This window comes from Cyanobium gracile PCC 6307 (assembly GCF_000316515.1).
Classification (GTDB): domain Bacteria; phylum Cyanobacteriota; class Cyanobacteriia; order PCC-6307; family Cyanobiaceae; genus Cyanobium; species Cyanobium gracile.
The window spans coordinates 747,111-769,790 of record NC_019675.1 but is presented as its reverse complement, the minus strand read 5'-3'; the positions used below and the strand labels follow the sequence as shown (position 1 = coordinate 769,790).

The following is a 22,680-nucleotide window of genomic DNA, read 5'->3' as shown; positions in this document are numbered from 1 at the left end:
CTTCCTCTTGATGGCCTCCGACCCCCCTGCGATGACGGGCTCCGGTGATGTGCCCACCGTGCAGGTGCGTGACGGCAGCGGCCGCCAGCTGCTGTGCTTCCTGGAGCAGCTGATCCCCCTGGACGGCCACGACTACGCCCTGCTGACGCCGGTGGACACCCCGGTGTGCCTGTTCCGGCTGCGGGAGGACGACGACCCCGAACTGATCGAGACCCTCGATGCCACCGAACCGGTGCTGTCGGTGGCGGATGTGGTGCTGCAGGAGCACGACCTCACCCTGGTGCGCTCCGCCGTCACCCTCACCGTCAGCGGTGAGCTGGAGGAGCCCGATCCCGACGATCTCGAGGACGAGGAAGGCGATGATGACAGCGAGACCTATGAGCTGCTCGTGAGCTTCATGGCCGGCGATGAGGAGTACGGCCTCTACATTCCCCTGGATCCCTTCTTCGTGGTGGCCCGCATGGACGGCGCCGACGCGGTGATGGTGGAGGGCGAGGAGTTCGAGCGGGTCCAGCCCCGCATCGAGGCCGAGCTCGACGAACGGGAGAGCGACGACTGATGCTGCGCGACCTGCTTACGCCCGACTGGTTTCCGGGGACCTCCCTGGCGCACCTGCCCCTGCAGGAGCTGGTCGACCGTGGCATCCGCGCCCTGGTCCTCGACGTTGACCGCACCCTGCTGCCCCGCCGCCAGGCCACCATGCCCCTGCAGGCCGAGGTGTGGCTGCGCCATGCCCGTGAGCGGATGCCCCTGCACCTGCTCAGCAACAACCCCTCCCGCCGCCGCATCGGTGCGGTGGCGGACACGATGGGGCTTCCTTACACCACCTCGGCGGGCAAGCCGCGCCGCGCCGCCCTGCGCAAGGTGCTGCAGGACCTCGCCCTGCCCCCGGCCCAGGTGGCCCTGGTGGGCGACCGGCTGTTCACCGACGTGCTGGTGGGCAACCGCATGGGCCTGTTCACGGTGCTGGTGAAGCCGATTGATCCCGACGGCGAACCCTGCCGCCAGGACCGGCTGCAGAACCTGGAGCTGCGCATGGCCCGCTGGGTGGGCTCGGTTCCGGGCTGATGGCGACGTCCGGCACAACGCCAACCTCCGGCCCGGCGGCGGGCGCCGGCCCTGGACGGCGGCGGGTGATCAAGTTGGGCACCAGCCTGCTGCGGGGCAGTCCCGAGCGCTCCACCGCGGCGGTGATCGCCGATCTGGCCGCCAGTTTCGGCCGCCAGCAGCGCCAGGGGGACCAGCTGGCCCTGGTGACCAGCGGGGCCGTGGGACTGGGCTGCGAGGCGCTTCGCTTCAGCCGGCGCCCCACCGAGGTGGTGGCCCTGCAGGCGGCTGCCGCCGTCGGCCAGGGCCGGCTGATGGGCCTGTACCAGGAGGCCTTCGCCGTCCGGGGGATGGCGGTGGCCCAGGTGCTGCTCACCCGCAGCGATCTGGCCTCAAGGCGCCGCTACCAGAATGCCTGCCGCACCCTGGAGCAGCTGCTGGCGTGGGGGGTGCTGCCGGTGGTGAACGAGAACGACACCCTGGCCACCGATGAGCTGCGCTTCGGCGACAATGACACCCTGTCGGCCCTGGTGGCGGTGGCGATCGGCGCCGATGAGCTGGTGCTGCTCACCGATGTGGACCGGCTTTATTCCGGCAACCCCCGCACCGATGCCGAGGCCAGCCCGATCGAGGAGGTGCGCGACCTGGCGGAGCTGGAGCGCCTCAGCCATGTGGCCGAGGGGGGCGGGCAGTGGGGCACGGGCGGCATGACCACCAAGCTGGCGGCGGCCCGCATCGCCACCTCCAGCGGCATCCGGGTGCGGCTGGCCGATGGGCGTGATCCGGCGGTGCTTGAGGCCCTGTTCGCCGGCGAGAAGGTGGGCACCGTGTTCCAGCCCAGCGCCACCCCCCTGGCCGACCGCAAGAGCTGGCTGGCCCATGCCCTGCTGGTGAAGGGCAGCGTGCGGGTGGATGCGGGCGCCGAGCGCGCCCTTCTGCAGCAGGGCGCCTCCCTGCTGGCGGTGGGCATCCGTGAGGTGGAGGGTCACTTCTCCAGGCGCGAGGCGGTGCGGGTGCTGGCCAGTGATGGCCGCGAACTGGGGCGGGGCCTGAGCACCCTGAGCAGCGAAGAACTGCGCCGGATCAAGGGCCTCAGCAGCGAGGAGGTGCGCCGCCGGCTGGGGCCGGTGGGGGATGCGGTGGTGCACCGCGACCAGCTGGTGCTCACCAGCCGTCATCCACGCGATTGATCGAGGACGGCCTCCAGCTTCTCCAGCAGCTCGGCCGCCTCCCGCTCGCCGGAAAGGCCGTCCACCACGATCGGCGGCCGGCGTTCGCTCCAGAGAATGGCCCGGGGGTCCGGACCCGGCAGCCGCAGCACGGCGGTGATCATCCGCAACGGCAGCTGGCGGCTGGGCTGGCCCGGGCGGCGGAGGTGGATCTGGTCGTCCGCCACGGAGAGCTCCTGGGGACTCCATTGCCTGTAGCTGCCGATGCCGGCGGCACCGAGGGCGGCGATCACCAGCAGGGTCTGGATCACGGTCCACTCCGGCAGGCCCAGCGACAGCAGGCCCGGGAGGGAGAGATCCAGCACCAGGGTGGTGGGTGCGCTCAGGCCCAGGCGCGGCCCGAACATCCAGACCAGAAAGCCGCCGTACTTCACCATCACGGTGTTGAGCACGGCGACGAACAGCAGATCCCTGCCCTGCTCGGCGAAGGAGCGCCACCACTGGGCCGCGCCCACGCCGCGGCGGCTGCGGATCAGCCGCGTGCTGGCGGCCCCGGTCTCCAGCCTCCAGACATTGTCCGGCTGCGGCCCGCCCGGCCGGGACCCGACGAGCTGCCTGGTGTCCAGGTCGCCGGCCAGGCGCAGGGGCACCCCCAGATCGGCGGCCAGGGCGTGGCCCCGCTGCCAGGCGCCGGAGAAGCCGGCGGCACGGGCCAGCAGGTGCTCCCCAACGGGATCGGCCACAGCCAGAACCAGATCCCAGCCCAGGGACCGCTCCCCCAGCGGCGCCAGCAGGACGCTGGCCTGGCGGATCAGCACGGCCGTGACGGCGGCCCGCCCCAGCTCCAGGCGTTCGCTGCCCTCCGGCATGTCCGCGAACAGGCGGAGGCGGTCGCCCCAGCTCTGCAGCTGCACCCGCCGCTGCAGCGGCGCGCCGTAGCCCAGCCGGGCCATCAGCCACTCCATCGGCAGCAGGAACAGCAGCAGGCCGATCACGTAGCCCACGCCCCCCTGGAGGCTGACCAGCAGGCAAAGGCCGGAGAACAGCAGGAAGGCCAGCAGGCTGACGAGCGGGTTGGCGGGGACCTCGTCCTCGATCAGCTCCCGCCAGATCATCCGCTCAAGGGCCAGGGCCAGCCCTGCACGGAGCGGTGCAGCAGCACCAGCGGGGTGAGCAGCAGCCCCAGTCCGTTGAGCTGGGCGCCGCGAACCGTGGCCCTGAACGCGATCAATCCGCCAGCAGGGGCCGGCCCGCCAGCCCATCACTGGGGTGGTGCATGGCGCCGTAGGCACGCACGTAGCCCCCCTGGAGACCCACCGGCAGCAGCCGCTCCCGCCGCTCCGGCAGCAGGTCGACCAGCAGCAGGGACGCGGTGGCAAACCAGGTGGCGTGGCCGCTGGGGAACGACCAGGAGCTCTCCAGAGGCAGGCAGGGCTTCAGATCCGGTTGGCTCAGGACGGGGCGTGGCCGGGCCACCGCATCCGTGAGCGGATCCTTGAGCCCATCGGCCCGCTCGAGGAAGGCCGGCAGTCCTGCGTGGAGGAGGGGGGAGGTGCGGGCCAGGTCGGCGCCCACGGCGGCATCGAAGACGCTGAGATTGCGGTTCAGGAAGCGCCAGCTGTGCACGATCCCTGCCGGCATGCGGCTGCGCTGGTTCCAGCGCGGGATGGCCAGATCGTCCGGCTCCGGGCGGCTGCCGGGGGCCGGTGGTTGGCCGAGCACGCTGGGGTAGGTGGCCGGCTGCAGCACCAGGCCCGCCGCCGGATCGGCCGCCTGGGCCAGCGCCGGCCCGCCCGGCGCCAGCGTGCCCGCCAGCAGGGTGGTCTGCAGCAGCAGCAGGCCGGACAGCCAAGGTCCCGGGCCCAGGGTGTGCATGGCTTCGGTGCCGGCGGTGGGGTGGCGGCACCGTAGGGGCGCTTCGAACGTCAGAAGCGTTCGTCGCCGATGGCGGTCAGCACCAGCTCGCGCACGAAGGACGCCGGCGAGAGCTGCAGCAGGGCCGAGACGATCCGGATCACATCGTGCAGCGGAATCTGCTGGCCCCCACCGCGCCGGGCGGCCGCCTCGGGCGCCACCTCCAGGCCGTCGTCGGTGTTCAGGTAGCCCAGCTGCAGGCAGGTCACCGCCAGCCGCTGGTCCCGGAAGCTCTCCCGCAGGGCATCGGCGATGCCGGCGAGGGCGAACTTCGAGGCGCCGAAGGTCACCTCCGGCTGTCCGCTCCGGCGCAGGCCGGAGGTGGACCCGGTGAGGATCAGCTGGGGCCGGGGGGAGTCGAGCAGCCTCGGAATCAGCCGCCGGAGCAGCATCAGGGCACCGGTGATGTTGATGGCCACCATGGTGGCGATGCTCTCGTCGGGATCCTCCAGGAAGCTGTAGGCCTCGCTGAAGGCGTTCGCTTCCCAGACGCCGACGTTGTAGATCAGCACATCCAGCTGGGCGGGAGCCTGCTACTCGATCCACCGGGCCGCCGGCAGCGGCTCCGCCAGATCGGCTTCGATCCAGGTGAGCTCGATGCCCGCCGGCAGCCTCAAGCCATCGGGCCGTCGCCGCGAGACGCCGATCACCGTGTCGCCGGCGCTGCCCAGACCCTCGACAAAGGCACGGCCAAGTCCGCGGCTGGCGCCCACCACCATCAGTTTCATGGACCCGCTCCGGCTGGGGCGATGTCGACGTGGAGCCCATCCTCCCTGACACCCGGCCTTGAGGACAGGGCGATGGCGGGCCCGTCGTCGCGGTGGGCCTGCTCGAACTTCGGCAGCACGTAGCCCGTCAGTCCAGCCACCACCCGCGTCCCGGCCACGGAGACGATCGCCAGGAACATCTCACTGCTCAGCAGATCGTGCAGGCAAGGATCCGAAGGCTGTCGCTTGAGGTATCTCTCGGGATCCTCGAAGGCGTCGGCAAACACCGCCAGCAGGGTCCCCACGGCGGCGGGCCCGAGCACACCCATGGAGGGCAGAGCTGATGCCATGGCCCTAAATCATCCGCGCCTTCTGACCAGTTTGGGTGAGCAGCGGGTGCGGTCTCTCCGGGCTAGAAGGGAGCAACGGCGGAGCACAACGGGTGGATCTCGAGCGCCTTCAGAAGCTGTTCACCGCCCCGCTGCTGCCGCTGGGTCGCCAGAGCTTCTCCCTGCTCTGGGTCGTGGAGGTGCTGCTGCTGCTGCTGGCTGTGAGCCTGGCGGCGCGCTGGCTGAAGCGGTTGCTGGCCGGACGGGTGCTGCGCTGGTTCTCCCTGCCCGAGGGGCGGCGCGAGGCGGTGGCCACCCTCTTCTCGATGGGGCTGGCGGCGCTGGGCTATGTGGTGGTGGCCCAGGGGATGGGGCTCGACATCGGCGCCCTCGCCGTGATCTTCGGGGCCCTGGGGGTGGGGATCGGCTTCGGCCTGCAGGAGCTCACCCGCAACCTCACCAGTGGCCTCACCCTTCTGATGGAGGGGAAGCTGAAGGTGGGTGATCAGATCGAGTTCGGCGACACCAGCGGCTTCATCCGTGAGATCTCGATCCGCTCCACCGTGATCCGCACCTTCCAGGGCGCCGAGATCGTGGTGCCCAATTCGGCCATCACCAATGCGCCGGTGAAGAACCTCAGCTACCTGAGCTCCGATGGCCGGGTGGATGTGGAGGTGACGGTGGCCCACGGCAGTGACCCCCTGGCCGTGACCGAGGTGCTGTTGGAGGCGGCCCTGGCCGAACCGACGGTGCTGGCCGATCCGCCGCCGAAGGTGCTGCTGCACGGGCTCCAGGGCCAGGGGATGGCGTTCGAGCTATGGGCCTGGACCTCGGCGATCCACGCCAGCCTCAGCCTGCGCAGCTCGCTGAATTACGCGATCGAGCAGGGCCTGCGCGAGCGCCGCATCGAACTGGCCGGGTCCCGCCAGCAGATCCAGCTGCTCTCCTCCCGTCGCGCCGGGGAAGAGGACGGAGCCGGCCCGGACTGGCGCCCCCTGCGGACGTCCCTGCCCGACCATCCCTGCTACAGCAGCATGGACGATCGGCGCCTGCGGGAACTGGTGGGCAGCGGCGCCCGCCGTCTGGTGCCCGCCGGCACGGTGCTGGTGCGGCAGGGGGAGGAAGGCCGCTCCTTCCACCTGGTGCTGAGCGGCGCGGTGGATGCGATCCACGAAACCGACCGGGTGAGCCGCAAGCTGTTCACCTTCACGGCCGGGGAGTTCTTCGGCGAACTGCCGCTGCTGCTGCAGGTGCCCTACCCCACCACGATGGTGGCGGCCGAGGACACGACGCTATTCGTCGTTCCCAGTGGCAGCTTCCGCGCCCTGCTGGCCTCACGGCCCGAATTCGCCGACACCGTCGCCCGTGAGGTGGCCCGCCGCAGCGACGTGCTGCGCAGCTACGAGGATTGCCTGCGCCAGCGCGGCCTGCTCGAGGACGCCGACATGGGCCACCCCCTGCAATGGTTCCGCGAGCGGTTGCGGCGGGTGCTGGCCGGACGCCCCGCCATGGCCTCGGTGGAAACGGAGGCCGGTTGAGATCCCACTAGCGGCTGCCTTCCGTTCCTGAGCGATCCAAGAGCCGCGGAACGGCGTCCGGTTTCACCGTGGTTTCGGGGACGACGGCCGTCATGGACGCGCCGACCATCCAGCGGCGGTAGGGGTCCACCGCATCGAGGGGCCATCCCATGGCGCGGAGGTCCGATCTCCAGGCTCTGTGGTCTTGACGGGCTGCTGCAAGGCGAGAGCCGGGCCGAGCAGGGATCCTTGGCTGCCGGCGAGGTTTCCGGCCCACCCCGTTCCGGGAGGTCCTGCTCCTCGAACGGTTCGTCACTCAGCCGCCCGAAGGGACACCTGCGGAACAACGCGGCTTCGAGAACTTGTCTGTGTACATGGCACGATCGGCGTCCATCAGCATGTCTTCGACACAGGAATGCTTGAACGGTTCAAAGGCCACTGTGCCATAGGAGAAGTCTATGGAATAAGGCAGGCCGAGACTGGTGCAACGTTCCTGAAGTGCGGCGTCAAATCGTGAGATGAGAGCATGGATTGCATCGAGATTCATATTGGTCAGCAAGGCGACGAATTCGTCGCCTCCTAGCCGAGCAAAAAGATCCGACGTGCGGAACGACTCTCTCATCTGCTCCGCAAAGAGCTTCAACGCACGATCGCCCTCTGCGTGACCGTAGTTATCGTTGATGGACTTGAACCTGTCCAGATCGAAGAAGATCATCATGGCTGGGAAGAGTTGCCGCCTGCATAGGTCCAGGCTGTACTTGCCCAGTGTCAAGAATCCGCAGCGATTCGAGATTCGTGTCAGCTCGTCACAAATGGCCAGTTGGACGGCCATGATCTCTCGCTCCACCAGCCCGGCCATGTCCGACAACATCGCAAGGTCGTCCTGATCGAACCTGCGGGGCTCACGATCGATGATGCACAGCGTTCCCACCGCCTGGCCGCCGAGGGTATGCAAGGGGTGACCCGCATAAAAGCGGATATTCGGCGCTCCTGTCACCAGTGGGTTGTCCGCGAAACGGACATCCTTCCATGTGTCCTCGATGACAAGCGCCTCCTTGTTCAGAATCGTGTGCCCACAGAAGGAGATCCGCCGCTCGGTTTCACGAACTTCGAGGCCGAAGCAGGCCTTGAACCATTGCCGATTTTCATCAACCAGTGACACCAGGGCGATCGGCACGTCGAAGATGCGGCGAGCCATGCGCGTCACGCGATCGAAACGCTCCTCCGGTGGAGTGTCCAGGATGCCTAGTGACCTGAGCTGGGAAAGGCGCTCCTGTTCATCGGCTGGGGCGGGGGGGGCAAGCATTCACGGCTCCGATGCTTTTGAATGGGTGTGATTTTGACACAGTCTCGTGCAGCGAAGCCCCATGCACCTTGAGGGGCGATGAAGCAGGCCATGGCCAGGCATAAGAGCGTGTGCAGAAGCCGCTTAAGCTATTGTGTGCGGCTTTCCCTCGCAGGGATGGCGTTCAGTGCGGCCTGGATTTCACAGCTTTCAGGCGATCCCAGCCAGGCTGAACTCCATGCTGACCAATGACATCACCAGCAGCTCGAATCGGCACTGCCTGGCGCTCTGGGGTCAGCAGCACACCGAGGGTGGGATGCCGGCGATCGAGGTTTGATTGCCAGTGTCAGGGTTCCCGCAGCGAGCAGGGAGATCTCAGTAGCTCCCCGAATCTCCTGCTCACGTCTCCAACAACATCTTCGACAGATTCGGCAGGCCAGCCCCCTGGTGGTAACGGTCCCGTTGCAGGTCGGTGCAGTGCTCGAGCAGGATCCGCTTCACCCGATCGGGATAGCCGATGAATTCGGTCCGCACCGACAGGAAGGCGGCCAGCAGCCCGGAGATGTGGGGCGCCGCCATACTGGTGCCGGAGAGGGCCACATAGAGCTCATCGAGGCTCTTGCCCTTGTCGCGGCTGGGGGTCCGCTTAGGGTCGCTGCTGCTGCGGCACGAGAGGATCCGCTCCCCCGGGCCCACCACGTCGGGCTTGAGGCGGCCATCGGCGGTGGGGCCCCGCGAGGAGAAGTAGGAGGTGCCGTAGCGGTGCGGCAGCGTCGGGTGCACCGACCCCACGGCAATCGCCTCATCCAGGTTGGCCGGATCGCCGATCGACAGATCAAACGAGCGGGTGGCGCTGAAGCCGTCCACCACGATGTCGCCGCTGCCCTCGTTACCTGCCGCCAGCACCACCAGGACCCCCTGTCGCACCAGTCGCAGCAGGGAGGCGCACAGGGGTGAATCGCCGCAGCCGAAGCTGGCCGGATCGAACGGACCCCCCAGGCTCAGGTTCACCCCCTGGATCGCCAGGCGCCGTCCCTCCTGGTTCTGCTTCCAGATATGGTCGATCGCCTTGATGATCCAGGCGTCGTAGCCGCCGCCGTTGTCGGCCAGCACCTTGTAGCTGACGATCCGCGCCCGGGGGGCCATCGCCAGCAGGTCGGGGCCAGCTTCGCCGCCTACCGACAGCAGCCCGCCGGCGATGATCCCCGCCACATGGGTGCCGTGGCCGTTGGCATCGTTGCCGCTGCCCTTCTTCACCGGCCCCCGCTCCGTGCAGTCCCACTCCGCAGCGATCGTTCCGTCCGGGGCGAAGGCCGGGTTGTGGAAGTGGGGGTGCTGCCGGTCGATGCCGGTGTCCAGCACGGCCCAGGTGATGCCCTGGCCGCAGGCGTTGTAGCCCAGCTGGGCGGTGCGGGCCTGCACCGTGTGGATCGAATCGAACATCAGCGCCTTCTTGCGGCTGTTGCTGAACATCCGGTACACCGCCGGTGACTGGGCGCCGTACTGGCTGCTCATCGCCCCCGCCAGCGTCTCCACTTCGGCGCGGGTCAGGTTCACCGCCACGTAGCGATCCAGCTGGTCCTCCAGGTACACGGTCTCGGCGGTGATCGGACCCTGCAGCACATGCGCCTGGATCCACGCCACCACCGCCTCCCGCGCCTGCTGCAGCGAATCGCCACCCTCGCCTGCCCCCGCGGAGCGATCCGCCAGCTCGATCAGCACCGGCACCCGGGCGGTGGCCTCCACATCCAGGGCATCGGCCAGGCTGCGGGCCACCGTCATCGGGCTCACCGGCTGGAAGCGGGAGCGGTCCAGCGCCGTCATCACCGTCTCCTGGGTCGACTGGCGCGACAGATAGCGGCTGGCGGAATGGGCCTTGCTCGGTGGCCACACCACCCCCATCACCCGTTCATCGACGATCTTCGGCTTGCCGGCGGCGCTGTATTCGTCGGCCAGGCTCTGGTCGAGGCAGACGATGTCGCCGTCCTGGGCGATGTTCACCCAGCGCTTCACACCGGCCGGGATCGGCAGTTTCTTGCCGTGCCATTGCTGCAGCACGTCGGTCACCTGGGGCAGCCCCAGCGGCGAGCCGATCGTGACGTACAGATCCACCTCCACGGTGGCCCCCAGTTCCATCAGCGCCTGGTAGGTCACCATGCTCCCCTGGCTGTGGCCGACCACCACGAAAGGGCCCCCGCCGGTGCTGATCCGGTCCTTCACCGTTTGCACCATCCGTTCCCGCTTCGTCTTGTTGAACAGGAAATCGTTCACATCCGCCAGGAACGCCTGGGTGAACATCGCCGTCACCGGGCTCCATAGCCCCTTGGCCTCCACCGAGAGCGTCGCCGGCCCCCCCATCGGTGCCCCCCGCTGGGCCGCCGTCTGGGCGGCCGCCTCCAGCTGCGCCGTCAGGGCGTCCACGAAGGCCTGCGACTCCGCCGGCGCGTCGCTGTCCTGGATCGACGCGGCCAGCAACCCCTGCGCCTCCGGTTGCAGCGTGGCCCGGTCTTCGCCCAGGGCCCGGGTGGAGAGGCCGGCCGTCTCCGGGTAGCGCTCCCGGTCCACCCAGTAGGCCATGCGGGTGCGCTCCCCCTGGTCGGCGCCGAAGAGGGCCCGGTCCCACTCCGAGCGCAGCACCCCTTCGGGGGGCATGTTGGAGATCCCGTGGCAGTAGATCACCGTGCGGGCCTGCCCCCGCGCGATCGGGGCGGTGGCGCTGCCGGCGGCGGCGGCTTTCTTCGGGGCGGTCATGGTGGCGCACAAGAAGGGAACCGACCCCCGCACTAGCCAGCCCGGAAGCCACCGGGCCACGGCCCGCCGCCGGTGTCATCGTTCTTGAGGCCGCTCCCGCCCATGACCCTGCTCCTGTCCGTTCTGGCCCTGGTGGTGGTGCTTGATCTGCTGGTGCTGGTGGTGCTGCTGCCCTCGCTGCTGATTCGCCTGCTGCTGGTGCCGTTGTGTCCGCAGGTGGTCTTCTGCGGCCCGGGCCTGCAGAAACGGCTGGCCCTCACCATCGACGATGGCCCAAGTCCGGGATCGGAGGCCCTGCTGGCCCTGCTGCGGGAGCTCAAAGTGCCGGCCACCTTCTTCCTGATCGGCACTCACCTCGAGCGCGACCACCGCTTCGCCCGCCGTGCCCTGCAGCAGGGCCACGACCTCGGCAACCACCTCTGGTGCGACGAACCCTCCGCCGGCCTTCCGCCAGCGGTGTTCCAGCAGCAACTGGTCGACACCGAGCGGACTATCGCCCGGGCCGCTGCCCCCGCCAGCCTGCGCTGGCGCTGGTTCCGCCCCGGCCAGGGCTGGTTTCACCGGGCCATGCTCGATGCCCTCGCGGCCCGGCGCTACCGCCTGGTGCTGGGTTCGATCTTTCCGTGGGACATCCGGCGGCCACCCCTGTGGTTCGTGCGGCTGTTCGTACGCCTCAATGCCCACCCCGGCGGGATCCTGGTGCTGCACGACACCCCGGCCCTGAGTGGCCGCACCCTCGAGACCCTGCGCCGCGTCGTTCCCGAGCTGCGCCGCCGCGGCTACCGCTTCGTGCCCCTGCAGGAGCTGCTCGACCCGGCCGCCTGATCCGGCCTCCGCCGGTGGGTGTGGGGCCTACGATCCGGGCCGTCCGCCCCCTGGGGAATGCGCTTCAGCAGCCTGCTCACCCGGATCGGCGCCGTGCAGGACGGCAGCCCGCGGCACCTGGCGGGGGATCCGGAGATCACGGGCGCCGAAGCGCTGGATCGCGCCGGCCCCGGCCAGCTGGCCTTCCTCGAACCCGGCAATGCCCTGGGGGCTGCCCTCTCCGCCAGCGGCGCCGCCGCCCTGCTGCTGCCCCTCGACGAAGAAATCCAGCAGCTGGCCAGCGAGCGCGGCCTGGCCTGGGTGGCCCTCAAGGATCCCCGTCTCGGCTTCGCCCAGGCGCTCGCCGCCCTGCATCCCCCCACCCCGAAGCCCCCGGGGATCCACCCCAGCGCCGTGATTGACCCCCGCGCGGCCGTTGCCGCCGATGTCCATGTCGGCGCCCATGGGGTGATCGGTGCCGGCTCTGTCGTGGCCGCCGGCTGCGTGCTCCATGCCGGCGTCGTGCTTTACGAGGACGTGCAGCTCGGTGAGGGCTGCGAGATCCACGCCAACGCCGTGCTCCACCCCGGCAGCCGTCTCGGGGCGGGGTGCGTCATCCAGTCGCAGGCGGTGATCGGCGCCGAGGGCTTCGGCTTCGTGCCCACAGCCACCGGGTGGGTGAAGATGCCCCAGACCGGCCGGGTGGTGCTCGAAGACGGCGTCGAAGTGGGCTGCGGCTCCACCATCGACCGCCCGTCCGTCGGCGAGACCCGCATCGGCGCCGGCACCAAGATCGACAACCTTGTCCACGTCGGCCATGGCGTCGTCACCGGAAAGGGCTGTGCCCTGGCCGCCCAGGTGGGCATCGCCGGCGGCGCCGTGCTCGGTAACGGTGTGATCCTCGCCGGCCAGGTGGGCGTCGCCAACCGGGCCGTGATCGGCGACCGGGCCATCGCCTCCTCGAAGTCCGGCATCCACGGTGAGATCGCCGCCGGCGAGGTGGTGAGCGGCTACCCCGCCATCCCCAACCGGCTCTGGCTGCGCTGCTCCGCCGTCTTCAACAAGCTGCCCGAGATGGCCCGCACCCTGCGGCAGCTGCAGAAGTAGCCTCGCCTGCTGAGCGGCCCCCCCTCGCGATGACCAGCTACAGGATCACCCTGCTCGCGGGGGACGGCATCGGTCCGGAGATCACCGCGGTGGCCCGCACCCTGCTGGAGGCGGTGAGCGCCCGCCACCGCTTCAGCCTTGAGTTCGATCCGCAGCCCGTCGGCGGCGCCGCCATCGACGCCACCGGCGAGCCCCTGCCGGAGAGCACCCTGGCCGCCTGCCGGGCCTCCGATGCGGTGCTGCTCGCCGCCATCGGTGCCCCCCGTTTCGATGCCCTGCCCCGGGAGCAGCGCCCCGAGAGCGGCCTGCTGGCCCTGCGCTCCGGTCTGGGGCTGTTCGCCAACCTGCGGCCCGTGAAGATCATCCCGGCCCTGGCCGGCGCCAGCAGCCTGCGCCCCGAGGTGATCGACGGGGTGGATCTGCTGGTGGTTCGCGAACTCATCGGCGGCATCTACTTCGGCACCCCCAAGGGGCGCATCGCGGTGGATGGCGGCGTGCGGGCCTTCAACACCATGGTCTACAGCGACCACGAGGTGGACCGGATCGCCCGGGTGGGCTTCCGCCTGGCGGCGGCCCGCCGTGGCCGGCTCTGCTCGGTCGACAAGGCCAACGTGCTCGATGTCAGCCAGCTGTGGCGCGACCGGGTGGAGGCGATCCACGCCGAGTTCCCCGAGGTCGAACTCAGCCACATGTACGTCGACAACGCCGCCATGCAGCTGGTGCGCGAGCCGCGCCAGTTCGACGTGCTGCTCACCGGCAACCTCTTCGGCGACATCCTCTCGGATGAGGCCGCCATGCTCACCGGCTCGATCGGCATGCTCCCCTCGGCCTCCCTCGGTTCCGAGGGCCCGGGCCTGTTCGAGCCGGTGCACGGCTCCGCCCCCGACATCGCCGGCCAGGACAAGGCCAACCCGATCGCCATGGTGCTGTCGGCCGCCATGCTGCTGCGGGTGGGCCTGCAGCAGGAGGCCGCCGCCGCCGATCTGGAGGCCGCCGTCGATGGCGTGCTGGCCGCCGGCTACCGCACCGGCGACCTGCTGATGGGAGAGGGCTGCACCCGGGTGGGCTGCCAGGCCATGGGCGAGCAGCTGCTGGCGGCCCTGCCAGGCTGAGCGCCCCCTTCCGGTAACGGCCGCGGGGGAAGCGGACCGGCGACCTGCCAAACTCACAGCCTCTCAACCCCCCTGCGTCGATGTCGAAGCGTCACCCGGTCGTGGCTGTCACCGGTTCCTCGGGAGCGGGAACCAGCACCGTCAAACGGGCCTTCGAGCACATCTTCTCCCGCGAGGGCATCATCCCGGCGGTGGTCGAAGGCGACAGCTTCCACCGCTTCGAGCGGGGCCCGATGAAGCAGGCGATGGCCGAGGCCCAGGCCCGCGGCGAGAACTTCTCCCACTTCGGCCCCGAGGCCAACATCTTCGACAAGCTCGAGGAGCTGTTCCGCACCTACGGCGAGACCGGGGGCGGCAATCGCCGCTACTACCTCCACTCGGTGGAGGAGGCGGCCGAGCACAACGCCCGCCTCGGAACGAGCCTGGACCCTGGCCAGTTCACCCCCTGGGAGCCCATCCCCAGCGACACCCACCTTCTCTTCTATGAAGGCCTGCACGGGGGCGTGGTGGGCGAGGGCTACGACGTCGCCTCCCTGGTGGATCTGCTGATCGGTGTGGTGCCGATCGCCAACCTGGAGTGGATCCAGAAGATCTCCCGCGACAACGCCGAGCGGGGCTACTCGGCCGAAGCGATCGTCGACACGATCCTGCGCCGCATGCCCGACTACATCAACCACATCTGCCCCCAGTTCAGCCGCACCGACATCAACTTCCAGCGGGTGCCCACGGTGGACACCTCCAACCCGTTCATCTGCCGCAACATCCCCAGCCCGGACGAGAGCTTCGTCATCATTCACTTCCGCAAGGGGGCCCGTGAGAAGTGGGGCATCGACTTCTCCTACCTGCTGCGCATGATCCACGATTCCTTCATGTCCAGCCCCACCAGCATCGTGGTGAACGGCGGCAAGATGGGCTTCGCCATGGAGATCATCCTCACGCCGATCATCCACAAGATGATCGAGGAGAAGAAGAACCTCCACTGAGAAGCTCGGCTGAAGATCACTCTCTCGATCTTCCTTTCGGCCCTAAGATCCCCCGAAAGGAATCGGTGAATCCCATCACCGCCCAGCCCCCCACCATCCACCCGTCCGGCCCTGGCAGCTCCCCGTCCGGAAGCCCCTCCTTCGTGATCCGGGGCGGGGAGTCCTCGGCCTCCCCATCCGCCGGCGTCCTGCGCCTCGATCGCATCAACAGCGCCGAACTGCTGCGCCGCTCCCGTCGCATCTATTTCCGCTTTCTGGAATCCTGTCCCACCGCCCCCGACCCCATGGGTGTCGTGCTGCTCGGAGAAGGCCCCCAGGGGCGGGTGGTGTTCGAGGTCCCGATCCTCCTGCCCGAAGAGCAGTTTGTGCCGCTGGAGCTGCTGCGCCCCCGGCCGGCCCGGAACCGCAGCGGTCGGGGGCCGGCCAACCGCTCCGTGCCATGAGCACCGACATCATCCTGAGCCTGGCTGTTCCGGCCGACTTGCTGCCCCCCGTGGTGGCCCTGGCCGGGGCCTGCTTCGGCAGCTTCCTGAATGTGGTCGTCTGGCGGCTGCCGCGGGAAGAGTCGCTGGTCTTCCCCGGCAGCCATTGCCCCCGCTGCGGCGCCTCCCTGGCCTGGTTTGAGAACGTGCCGCTGCTCAGCTGGCTGTTGCTGCGTGGCCGCTGCCGCCATTGCCGTGCGCCGATCGCCGTGCGCTACCCGCTGGTGGAGCTGCTCACCGCCGGCCTCTGGGTGGCGATGCTGTTCGCCCGCCCCGCCGCCATGGGCCCCGACCCCAGCCCCTGGCTGCTGCTGGCGGCCGGCTGGCTGCTGGCCAGCTGGCTGCTGCCCCTGGCCCTGATCGACCTGGACAGCCTCTGGCTGCCCGAACCCCTCTGCCGCTGGGGTGTGCTGCTGGGCCTGGCGGTCACCGCCGGGGTCGGCTTCCCGCAGGGGGCCGAGGTGGGCCGGGAGCTGCTGTTCTCCCACCTGCTGGCGGTGGCTGCCGGGCTGCTGGGCTTCGAGGCCCTCAGCGCCCTGGCCGAGAAGGCGATGGGCCGGCCGGCCCTCGGGCTCGGTGACGCCAAGCTCGCGGCCCTGATGGGGGCCTGGCTGGGTCCCCTCGGCCTGGGTCTGGCGGTGAGTCTCGCCGTGCTCGGCGGTGCCGTCTTGGGGGGGATCGGTCGCCTCACCGGCCGGCTGGGCCGTCAGCAGCCCTTTCCCTTCGGTCCCTTCCTCGCCGCCGGTGCCCTGGCGGTCTGGATCGGCGGTCACGGCCCCTGGCTGCGTCTGTGGGGCCTGGGTCTTTAATGGCCGAAGGCCCCTTTCCCCCGTCGCCGCCGTCGCCCCATGTCCCTGTTCGACTGGTTCGCCGATCGCCGCAAGAACGCCCCCGCCGTTCGGGCCAGCAAGGGCCCTGAGGCCGACGAGGGGGATGGCCTCTGGAGCAAGTGCGCCGACTGCGGGCTGGTGGTCTATCGCAAGGACCTGATCGCCAACGCCAGTGTCTGCAAAGGCTGCGGCCACCACCACCGCATCGACAGCGCCGAGCGCATCCGCCTGATCGCCGATGAGGGCAGCTTCGAGCCCATCGATGCCGACCTCGCCCCCACCGACCCCCTCGCCTTCAAGGATCGCCGCAGCTACGCCGATCGGCTGCGTGACAGCCAGCGGGCCACGGGCCTGCGGGATGCGGTGGTCACCGGCCTCTGCCGTCTGGAGGGCATGCCCCTGGCCCTGGGGGTGATGGATTTCCGCTTCATGGGTGGCTCCATGGGCTCGGTGGTGGGCGAGAAGCTCACCCGCCTGGTGGAGCTGGCCACCGCCCGCCGTTACCCGCTGCTGATCGTCTGCGCCTCCGGCGGCGCCCGCATGCAGGAGGGGATGCTGAGCCTGGTGCAGATGGCCAAGGTCTCCGGTGCCCTGCAGCGCCACCGCAGCGCCGAGCTGCTCTACCTGCCCCTGCTCACCCATCCCACCACCGGTGGGGTCACAGCCAGCTTCGCCATGCTCGGCGACCTGATCCTGGCCGAGCCCAAGGCGATGATCGCCTTCGCCGGCCGCCGGGTGATCGAGCAGACCCTGGGCGAGAAACTGCCAGAGGGGTTCCAGACCGCTGAATACCTCCAGGACCACGGCTTCGTCGACACGATCGTGCCCCGGCCCCAGCTGCGCGGCACCCTGTCCACCCTGCTGCGGCTGCACGGCAGCCTGCGGCCGGCCGTGTCCGTGGTGCCATGAGGCGCGGCCGCTCCCGGTTCGCCGCCGCTCTGCTGGCGGTGCTGCTGCTGCTGGGCTGCTGGCTGGCGGGTCCCGCCGCCGCCGTCGCCGGCCCGGTCGACTGGCAGGAGGTGGAGGCCGGCCCTGAGGGCCGCCAGTGGTGGGATGCCGGCAGCCTCCGCTTCGATCGCGAGGGCCGCCTCTCGGTGCTGAGCCGCTTCCAGCCCGCCGCCGCCGCCGATGCCCCCGAGGATGCCCGTCCCCCCGTCGGCCAGCTGTATGTGATGCAGCTCGACTGCGACGAGGAGCTCTACCGCGACACGGCTGTCAACGGCCTGCCCCGCTGGGGTGCCCCCTGGCAGCCGGCCGCCGGCGACAACCTCACGATCCGCGTGCTGCACGCCGCCTGCGACGCCGCCCGCCGTCCCCAGGAGAGCGATGCGACGGCCTGAGGCGCCCCTGCGGGTCGCCGTCGCGGGCCTCGGCTTCGGCGAGAAGGTGATCCTGCCGGCCCTGCGGGACGCCCCGCTCACCGAGCCGGTGGCCCTCTGGCATCCCCGTCCGGAGCGGGCCGCCGCCGCGGGTCAGGCGGCGGAGCTGCCCGCCTTCCATGATTTCGCCGCCCTCCTGGCCGATCCCGCCGTGGAGGCGGTGGTGATCGCCACGCCGCCAGAGCCCCGTTTCGCCCTGGCCCGCGCCGCCCTGGAGGCGGGCAAACACCTGTTCCTGGAGAAGCCGGTGGCCCTCAACGCCGGCCAGGTGGAGGAGCTGCAGCGCCTCGCCATGGCGCGGGGCCTGGCGGTGGCGGTCGACTTCGAGTACCGGGCCGTGCCCCATGTGCAGCAGCTGGCGGCCCTGCTCGAGGCGGGGGTGCTGGGGGATCCCTGGCTGGTCAGGTTCGACTGGCTGATGTCCAGCCGAGCCGATCCCAGCCGCCCCTGGAGCTGGTACTCCCAGGCGGCGGCCGGGGGCGGCGTGCTCGGCGCCCTGGGCTCCCACGCCTTCGACACCCTCCACTGGCTGATCGGCCCCAGCCGGGGGCTCACCGCCCGGCTCAGTACCGCCATCGGCGAGCGCCCCATCCCCGGCTCCGGCGCCATGGGGGTGGTGGATGCCGAGGACAGCGCCCTGATCCAGCTCGACCTCGAGGACCGGCGCGGTCGCCCCGTGCCCGCCCAGCTCACCCTCTCCTCGGTGGCCCGGGCGGGACGGGGCTACTGGATCGAGCTCTACGGCAGCGAGGCCACCCTGGTGCTGGGCTCCAGCAACCAGGCCGACTACGTCCACGGCATGCAGCTGTGGATGGCCCGCCCCGGTGAGGCCCTGCGGCCCGTGGCGGCCGATCCGGCGCTGGCCTACGGCCGCACCTGGGAGGACGGCCGGATCGCGCCGGTGCGCCGGCTGCTGGGCTGGTGGTCGCAGGCGGTGCGGCAGCGGCGGCCGATGCTGCCGGGCCTGTCGGAGGCGGTGGTCAGCCAGCGCTGCTGCGACTGGGCCCGCCAGGGAGCAGGAACCCTGGAGGGCATCCCCTAGACTCCCCGGCAGACCCGGCGGGACGACCCCGCCAGCCGTCCTTCGATCACGGTTCTCCGCAACCGTACCCACCCAAATACCGCGAGATTTCCCATGGCGCTCGTACCGCTTCGCCTGCTGCTGGATCACGCCGCAGAAAACGGCTACGGCATTCCTGCCTTCAACGTCAACAACCTGGAGCAGGTGCAGTCGATCATGGAGGCTGCCTACGAGACCGACAGCCCGGTGATCCTGCAGGCCTCCCGCGGCGCCCGTCAGTACGCCGGCGAAAGCTTCCTGCGCCACCTGATCCTGGCCGCGGTGGAAACCTATCCCGACATCCCGGTGGTGATGCACCAGGACCACGGCAACAGCCCGGCCACCTGCTATGGCGCCGCCGCCAACGGTTTCACCTCGGTGATGATGGACGGCTCCCTCGAGGCCGACGCCAAGACGCCGGCCAGCTACGAGTACAACGTGGCGGTCACCAAGGAAGTGGTGGATGTGGCCCACGCTATCGGCGTGAGCGTGGAAGGCGAACTGGGTTGTCTGGGTTCCCTGGAGACCGGCAAGGGTGAGGCCGAGGACGGCCACGGTTTCGAAGGCGCCCTCGACCACTCCCAGCTGCTCACCGACCCGGCCGAGGCGGCCGACTTTGTCGCCAAGACCAAGGTCGATGCCCTGGCCATCGCCATCGGCACCAGCCACGGCGCCTACAAGTTCACCCGCAAGCCCACCGGTGAAGTGCTGGCCATCTCCCGGATCGCCGAGATCCACAAGGCCATCCCCAACACCCACCTGGTGATGCACGGCTCCAGCTCCGTTCCCCAGGAATGGCTGGACATGATCAACAAGTACGGCGGCGCCATCCCCGAGACCTACGGCGTCCCCGTCGAGGAGATCCAGGAAGGCATCCGCAACGGCGTGCGCAAGATCAACATCGACACCGACAACCGCCTCGCCTTCACCGCCGCCGTGCGGGAAGCCGCCGCCAAGGATCCGGCCAACTTCGACCCCCGCCACTTCAACAAGCCCGCCCGGGCTTACATGAAGAAGGTCTGCCTCGACCGCTACCAGCAGTTCTGGTGTGCCGGCAACGCCAGCAAGATCAAGCAGCGCGACATCAACTACTACGCCACCCTCTACGCCAAGGGTGCCCTCGATCCCAAGACCGCCGTGGCCGCCTGATCGGCGTTCCCCCAGCGTTCCACCAACGATGCATCGGGGCCCCACGGGGCCCCGTTTTCATGGCCGGCGTTCCCCTTCATGGCCGGCCGGCCCGGGCGCTCAGGGAAGCGGCAGGGGCAGCGGCGTGCCGTCGGGGAGCGGCGGTTTGGCGGTCGCCGCCTCCTCCTTGGCGGTGGGGGCCGCGTCCACCAGCCGCTCCAGGGCGCGGCGCAGGCTGCGCTCCATCACGAAGCGGCGACCGTCGGTGACCACCACGCGCACCAGGGTGGGCAGGTCGTTGCTCTTTGACTGCAGATAGATCGGCTCCACGTACAGGAGGCCCTCGCCCACCGGCAGCACCAGCAGGTTGCCGCGGAACAGCCGCGAGCCGAGCCTGTTCCAGAGGCCGAACTGGAAGCTGATCGTCGGGTCCTGGTCGATCAGGGCCGTGATCTGCTGGGGGCCGAGCAGCAGCCGCTGCTGGGGGAAGCGCACCAGCATCAGCTCCCCGTAGTGGGGCGGATCGTTGCGGGCCGCCAGCCAGCCCACCAAATTTGAGCGCTTCAGCGGGGTGAAGGGCAGGAGCAGCACGAACTCGGAACGCTGCTCGCCCGGCAGCTGCAGGGTGAGGTGGTACGGCGACACCGGCACGCTGTTCTCGCCGTAGATCTCGGTGGGCACCGACCAGACGTCGTCGCCGTTGTAGAAGGTGCGCACGTCGGTGACGTGGTAGCGGAGCAGCCGCTCCGACTGGATGTCGAACTGGCTCTTGGGCACCCGGATGTGGGCGAGCAGGGCCCGTGGCATGGCCGAGAGCGGCCGGAACAGTTCCGGGAACGCGCGGATCCAGGTGCGCAGCACCGGGTCGCGGGCGTCGTTCACGTACAGCCAGAGCCGGCCGTCGTGGGCATCCACCACCGCCTTCACCGGGTTGCGGAAATAGCGCAGCCCCTGGGGATTGGGATCGCTGTAGGGGTAGGAGCGGCTGGTGGTGAAGCCGTCCAGCAGCCAGTACTGGTACTGCTCCGGCCGGTATCCCTCACTGCCGGCCACCCGGGCGGTGACCAGGTAAGGCTGGCTTTCGAAGCGCAGGAACGGCGCCAGGGCCGTCAGACGCCGGTTCACCTGTCGCCGCAACAGCAGCAGGGAGCGGTCGGTGAAGGAGCCGGTGAACAGCAGCCGTGGCTCCCGCAGGTAGATCGCCGCCCCCAGCCGGTTGAGAGGTGAGGCCAGGGAGATGCCCCGGGTGCCGGTGTAGTGGGTGTAGACGTTCAGTTCCCCCTCCGGATAGGAGAACTCCTTCACCTTGGTGGGGGCGATCGCGTAGGGGGAGGGCCCGGAGGCGAAGTAAAGGCTCGGGCTGCCCACCGGCAGCGCCGCCCGGGCCTCCTTGTCGGTGATGCCCAGCTCGGGAATCCCCTGCACCCGGCCGCTGCTGCCCAGGTCCTTGACGAAGAACAGCGGCAGGCCGTCGGCACCGAAGGCGTTCACCGGCGAGACGGTGAAACCGTGGCCGTTGGTGAAGACCAGATGGCGGTTCAGCCAGGTGCGCGAGCCGGGCGGCAGGGCGCTGCTGTCCAGCTCCCTGGCCGAGATCAGCACCTGCTGGGAGCCGTCGCGGGCCGACTTGCCCTGCAGCGGGTAGCGATCCACCGCCGCCGATGGGAACGTGTAGTAAAGCCGCAGCTGCTGCAGCTGTCGGTTGGCGGCCAGGAGGGGCTGGCTGTCCCAGAGACGGATGTTATCGAGGGTGCCGGGGGCGCTGGCCAGATCCGACTTGGTCAGGCCCTGGTTGGGCTCCAGCCGGATGGTGCGCACATGCTCGAGGCCGAAGGCGCGGCGGGTGGCCCGGATGCTGCGCTCCAGGTACGGAGTCTCCACCGCCAGCTCCCGCGGCTGCACCCAGAAACGCTGGGCCAGGGGCGCCAGCACCCATTCGCTGATCGGCACGAGCACGGCCGTGCCGGCCAGGGGCAGCAGGGCGCCGCGTCGCAGCCAGCCCCGGGGCAGGGGCACCAGCAGGGCGCAGGCCGTGAGCAGCAGCAGCACCGCGAACAGCAGCCGCAGGGGCAGGCGTACGTGCAGATCCACGTAGCCGGCCCCCGAGGCCACGCCGCTGCCCTGGACCATCAGGTCGAAGGGGGCCAGGGCATTGCTGAGGGCCATCACCACGGCCAGGGCCGCCACCTGGGGCTGCAGCACCCGTTGCTGGGCCTTGCTGAGCCCGTCGAAGCGCAGATCGCTGAGGCTGCGGCCCTTGCCGATGGTCAGCAGCAGGCAGGCCGCCAGACCCACCAGCCCCTGGGCCAGCAGCACGCTCAGCAGCAGCCGCAGGGCCGGCAGGCGCAGCACCGTGAAGGAGAGGTCGAAACCGGTGAGCGGATCCCCTTCGCCGAAGGGGGTGGCCAGGAGGGCGGGGAGCCAGAGGCTCCAGCCCCGGGCCACCGCCGTGGCCGACCCCGCCAGGGCGGCCGCCAGGGTGATCCGCAGGGTGGTGAGGGGCCAGAGCAGCAACGGCAGCAGCAGCCCACCCGCCAGGCCCGCCACCAGCAGGGGCGGCAGATCGCGCAGCACGGAGAAGCCGGTGATCACGTCGCCGTTGAAGGGGTTGGCGATCAGTCCCCGGGCCTGCACCAGCAGATAGCTGAGACCCCCGGCCAGCAGCAGCACCAGGCCGATCAGCACCGCCACCAGGGCGCCGTTGCCAAGGCGCAGCAGGGGCTCCCTCGGCCGGGGCGCCTCGGCACCCTGCTCCCGCAGCCGCCAGCAGCGCTGCAGCTGGGCCAGCTGCAGCGCCGAACCGAGGCCGAAGACCGCCGCGAAGGCGGAGATCTGCAGCATCCATCGGCGCAGCAGGATCTGCTGGAAGTCGAACTGCGCGAACCAGAGCCATTCGATGGCCAGCCGGGCCCCCGCCCACAGGGCCAGCAGCAGAGCGAAGGCGATGGCCAGGCCGACGGCGAGGTGGGGCCTCCGGGGGGACGGCAGAGGGGTGGGGACGGGCACAACCGGAGCGTAGGCAGAACCCTGCGGGCGACAAGCTGTCAATATCCGATGCCGGAGGTCGGCTTTATTG

General features: G+C 70.0%; 22 protein-coding genes. 14 read left to right on the top strand and 8 right to left on the bottom strand.

Annotated features, from left to right (window positions below):
* The first annotated feature begins 10 nt into the window (after positions 1 to 10).
* From CYAGR_RS03480 to proB, 3 genes are read left to right on the top strand one after another with little or no spacing between them, the layout of a single operon-like run.
* Positions 11 to 559: a DUF3727 domain-containing protein gene (locus CYAGR_RS03480; protein WP_043325387.1), complete on the top strand. Its 549-nt coding sequence runs from the start codon at positions 11 to 13 to the stop codon at positions 557 to 559.
* Positions 559 to 1,068, top strand: coding sequence for a YqeG family HAD IIIA-type phosphatase (locus CYAGR_RS03475; protein ID WP_015108387.1), 510 nt, complete (start codon positions 559 to 561; stop codon positions 1,066 to 1,068). Before CYAGR_RS03480 ends, CYAGR_RS03475 begins: the two co-directional genes overlap by 1 nt.
* Positions 1,068 to 2,237: a glutamate 5-kinase gene (proB, locus tag CYAGR_RS03470; RefSeq protein WP_015108386.1), complete on the top strand. Its 1,170-nt coding sequence runs from the start codon at positions 1,068 to 1,070 to the stop codon at positions 2,235 to 2,237. The genes CYAGR_RS03475 and proB overlap by 1 nt, the downstream gene beginning before the upstream one ends.
* Here proB and CYAGR_RS03465 read toward each other — a convergent pair.
* From CYAGR_RS03465 to CYAGR_RS03450, 5 genes are all read right to left on the bottom strand, one after another.
* The gene (locus CYAGR_RS03465) at positions 2,222 to 3,331 is read right to left on the bottom strand and encodes a hypothetical protein (RefSeq protein ID WP_015108385.1); all 1,110 of its coding nucleotides are present in this window, start codon (positions 3,329 to 3,331) and stop codon (positions 2,222 to 2,224) included. The genes proB and CYAGR_RS03465 overlap by 16 nt on opposite strands.
* Before the next feature lie 112 nt (positions 3,332 to 3,443).
* A complete protein-coding gene (locus CYAGR_RS03460) occupies positions 3,444 to 4,091 on the bottom strand; it encodes a phosphatase PAP2 family protein (protein ID WP_015108383.1) in 648 nt (215 codons plus the stop codon).
* A gap of 50 nt (positions 4,092 to 4,141) precedes the next feature.
* The gene (locus CYAGR_RS03455; protein ID WP_245552594.1) at positions 4,142 to 4,642 is read right to left on the bottom strand and encodes an SDR family NAD(P)-dependent oxidoreductase; all 501 of its coding nucleotides are present in this window, start codon (positions 4,640 to 4,642) and stop codon (positions 4,142 to 4,144) included.
* Positions 4,643 to 4,663: 21 nt separating this feature from the next.
* Positions 4,664 to 4,858 (bottom strand): Rossmann-fold NAD(P)-binding domain-containing protein, encoded by a 195-nt coding sequence (locus CYAGR_RS19010; protein ID WP_245552593.1) that lies wholly within the window; start codon positions 4,856 to 4,858, stop codon positions 4,664 to 4,666.
* The gene (locus tag CYAGR_RS03450) at positions 4,855 to 5,187 is read right to left on the bottom strand and encodes a hypothetical protein (protein ID WP_083891339.1); all 333 of its coding nucleotides are present in this window, start codon (positions 5,185 to 5,187) and stop codon (positions 4,855 to 4,857) included. Before CYAGR_RS03450 ends, CYAGR_RS19010 begins: the two co-directional genes overlap by 4 nt.
* Positions 5,188 to 5,279: 92 nt before the next feature.
* Between CYAGR_RS03450 and CYAGR_RS03445 the strand changes: the two genes are divergently transcribed.
* Entirely contained in the window at positions 5,280 to 6,704 is a 1,425-nt protein-coding gene (locus tag CYAGR_RS03445; protein WP_015108381.1) for a mechanosensitive ion channel domain-containing protein, read from the top strand.
* 295 nt (positions 6,705 to 6,999) lie between these two features.
* Here CYAGR_RS03445 and CYAGR_RS03440 read toward each other — a convergent pair whose 3' ends face one another.
* Positions 7,000 to 7,989: a GGDEF domain-containing protein gene (locus tag CYAGR_RS03440; RefSeq protein ID WP_015108379.1), complete on the bottom strand. Its 990-nt coding sequence runs from the start codon at positions 7,987 to 7,989 to the stop codon at positions 7,000 to 7,002.
* A gap of 378 nt (positions 7,990 to 8,367) precedes the next feature.
* Positions 8,368 to 10,719: a S8 family peptidase gene (locus CYAGR_RS03435; protein ID WP_015108377.1), complete on the bottom strand. Its 2,352-nt coding sequence runs from the start codon at positions 10,717 to 10,719 to the stop codon at positions 8,368 to 8,370.
* Between the two features lie 102 nt (positions 10,720 to 10,821).
* Between CYAGR_RS03435 and CYAGR_RS03430 the strand changes: the two genes are divergently transcribed.
* The 10 genes from CYAGR_RS03430 to fba all read left to right on the top strand — a co-directional run bounded on the left by CYAGR_RS03430 (position 10,822) and on the right by fba (position 19,625).
* Positions 10,822 to 11,544 carry a polysaccharide deacetylase family protein gene (locus CYAGR_RS03430; protein WP_015108376.1) on the top strand — a complete coding sequence of 241 codons (723 nt, stop codon included), beginning with the start codon at positions 10,822 to 10,824 and terminating at the stop codon, positions 11,542 to 11,544.
* A gap of 57 nt (positions 11,545 to 11,601) precedes the next feature.
* A complete protein-coding gene (gene lpxD, locus CYAGR_RS03425) occupies positions 11,602 to 12,630 on the top strand; it encodes a UDP-3-O-(3-hydroxymyristoyl)glucosamine N-acyltransferase (protein ID WP_015108375.1) in 1,029 nt (342 codons plus the stop codon).
* A 29-nt stretch (positions 12,631 to 12,659) separates the two neighbouring features.
* Positions 12,660 to 13,742 carry a 3-isopropylmalate dehydrogenase gene (gene leuB, locus CYAGR_RS03420; protein WP_015108374.1) on the top strand — a complete coding sequence of 361 codons (1,083 nt, stop codon included), beginning with the start codon at positions 12,660 to 12,662 and terminating at the stop codon, positions 13,740 to 13,742.
* A gap of 80 nt (positions 13,743 to 13,822) precedes the next feature.
* Positions 13,823 to 14,725 (top strand): phosphoribulokinase, encoded by a 903-nt coding sequence (locus tag CYAGR_RS03415; RefSeq protein ID WP_015108373.1) that lies wholly within the window; start codon positions 13,823 to 13,825, stop codon positions 14,723 to 14,725.
* 65 nt (positions 14,726 to 14,790) lie between these two features.
* Positions 14,791 to 15,168 (top strand): hypothetical protein, encoded by a 378-nt coding sequence (locus tag CYAGR_RS19005; RefSeq protein WP_015108372.1) that lies wholly within the window; start codon positions 14,791 to 14,793, stop codon positions 15,166 to 15,168.
* Positions 15,165 to 16,016 carry a prepilin peptidase gene (locus CYAGR_RS03405; protein ID WP_015108371.1) on the top strand — a complete coding sequence of 284 codons (852 nt, stop codon included), beginning with the start codon at positions 15,165 to 15,167 and terminating at the stop codon, positions 16,014 to 16,016. The genes CYAGR_RS19005 and CYAGR_RS03405 overlap by 4 nt, the downstream gene beginning before the upstream one ends.
* A 39-nt stretch (positions 16,017 to 16,055) precedes the next feature.
* Positions 16,056 to 16,946 (top strand): acetyl-CoA carboxylase, carboxyltransferase subunit beta, encoded by an 891-nt coding sequence (accD, locus tag CYAGR_RS03400; RefSeq protein ID WP_015108370.1) that lies wholly within the window; start codon positions 16,056 to 16,058, stop codon positions 16,944 to 16,946.
* On the top strand, positions 16,943 to 17,377 hold the full coding sequence (locus CYAGR_RS03395; RefSeq protein ID WP_015108369.1) for a hypothetical protein: 435 nt from the start codon (positions 16,943 to 16,945) through the stop codon (positions 17,375 to 17,377). The genes accD and CYAGR_RS03395 overlap by 4 nt, the downstream gene beginning before the upstream one ends.
* A complete protein-coding gene (locus CYAGR_RS03390; RefSeq protein WP_015108368.1) occupies positions 17,364 to 18,458 on the top strand; it encodes a Gfo/Idh/MocA family protein in 1,095 nt (364 codons plus the stop codon). The genes CYAGR_RS03395 and CYAGR_RS03390 overlap by 14 nt, the downstream gene beginning before the upstream one ends.
* Positions 18,459 to 18,551: 93 nt before the next feature.
* Positions 18,552 to 19,625 carry a class II fructose-bisphosphate aldolase gene (gene fba, locus CYAGR_RS03385; RefSeq protein ID WP_015108367.1) on the top strand — a complete coding sequence of 358 codons (1,074 nt, stop codon included), beginning with the start codon at positions 18,552 to 18,554 and terminating at the stop codon, positions 19,623 to 19,625.
* A 99-nt stretch (positions 19,626 to 19,724) separates the two neighbouring features.
* On the opposite strand, the gene CYAGR_RS03380 is transcribed toward fba, so the two are convergent.
* A complete protein-coding gene (locus CYAGR_RS03380; RefSeq protein WP_015108366.1) occupies positions 19,725 to 22,610 on the bottom strand; it encodes a UPF0182 family protein in 2,886 nt (961 codons plus the stop codon).
* Between the last annotated feature and the right edge of the window lie 70 nt (positions 22,611 to 22,680).

Bases quoted from the DNA above. Each gene is read 5' to 3' on its own strand.
- CYAGR_RS03480 (WP_043325387.1), top strand. From the start codon at position 11: ATGGCCTCCGACCCCCCTGCGATGACGGGCTCCGGTGATGTGCCCACC.
- CYAGR_RS03475 (WP_015108387.1), top strand. From the start codon at position 559: ATGCTGCGCGACCTGCTTACGCCCGACTGGTTTCCGGGGACCTCCCTG.
- proB (WP_015108386.1), top strand. From the start codon at position 1,068: ATGGCGACGTCCGGCACAACGCCAACCTCCGGCCCGGCGGCGGGCGCC.
- CYAGR_RS03465 (WP_015108385.1), bottom strand. From the start codon at position 3,331: ATGATCTGGCGGGAGCTGATCGAGGACGAGGTCCCCGCCAACCCGCTC.
- CYAGR_RS03460 (WP_015108383.1), bottom strand. From the start codon at position 4,091: ATGCACACCCTGGGCCCGGGACCTTGGCTGTCCGGCCTGCTGCTGCTG.
- CYAGR_RS19010 (WP_245552593.1), bottom strand. From the start codon at position 4,858: ATGAAACTGATGGTGGTGGGCGCCAGCCGCGGACTTGGCCGTGCCTTT.
- CYAGR_RS03450 (WP_083891339.1), bottom strand. From the start codon at position 5,187: ATGGCATCAGCTCTGCCCTCCATGGGTGTGCTCGGGCCCGCCGCCGTG.
- CYAGR_RS03440 (WP_015108379.1), bottom strand. From the start codon at position 7,989: ATGCTTGCCCCCCCCGCCCCAGCCGATGAACAGGAGCGCCTTTCCCAG.
- CYAGR_RS03435 (WP_015108377.1), bottom strand. From the start codon at position 10,719: ATGACCGCCCCGAAGAAAGCCGCCGCCGCCGGCAGCGCCACCGCCCCG.
- CYAGR_RS03430 (WP_015108376.1), top strand. From the start codon at position 10,822: ATGACCCTGCTCCTGTCCGTTCTGGCCCTGGTGGTGGTGCTTGATCTG.
- lpxD (WP_015108375.1), top strand. From the start codon at position 11,602: ATGCGCTTCAGCAGCCTGCTCACCCGGATCGGCGCCGTGCAGGACGGC.
- leuB (WP_015108374.1), top strand. From the start codon at position 12,660: ATGACCAGCTACAGGATCACCCTGCTCGCGGGGGACGGCATCGGTCCG.
- CYAGR_RS03415 (WP_015108373.1), top strand. From the start codon at position 13,823: ATGTCGAAGCGTCACCCGGTCGTGGCTGTCACCGGTTCCTCGGGAGCG.
- CYAGR_RS03405 (WP_015108371.1), top strand. From the start codon at position 15,165: ATGAGCACCGACATCATCCTGAGCCTGGCTGTTCCGGCCGACTTGCTG.
- accD (WP_015108370.1), top strand. From the start codon at position 16,056: ATGTCCCTGTTCGACTGGTTCGCCGATCGCCGCAAGAACGCCCCCGCC.
- CYAGR_RS03395 (WP_015108369.1), top strand. From the start codon at position 16,943: ATGAGGCGCGGCCGCTCCCGGTTCGCCGCCGCTCTGCTGGCGGTGCTG.
- CYAGR_RS03390 (WP_015108368.1), top strand. From the start codon at position 17,364: ATGCGACGGCCTGAGGCGCCCCTGCGGGTCGCCGTCGCGGGCCTCGGC.
- fba (WP_015108367.1), top strand. From the start codon at position 18,552: ATGGCGCTCGTACCGCTTCGCCTGCTGCTGGATCACGCCGCAGAAAAC.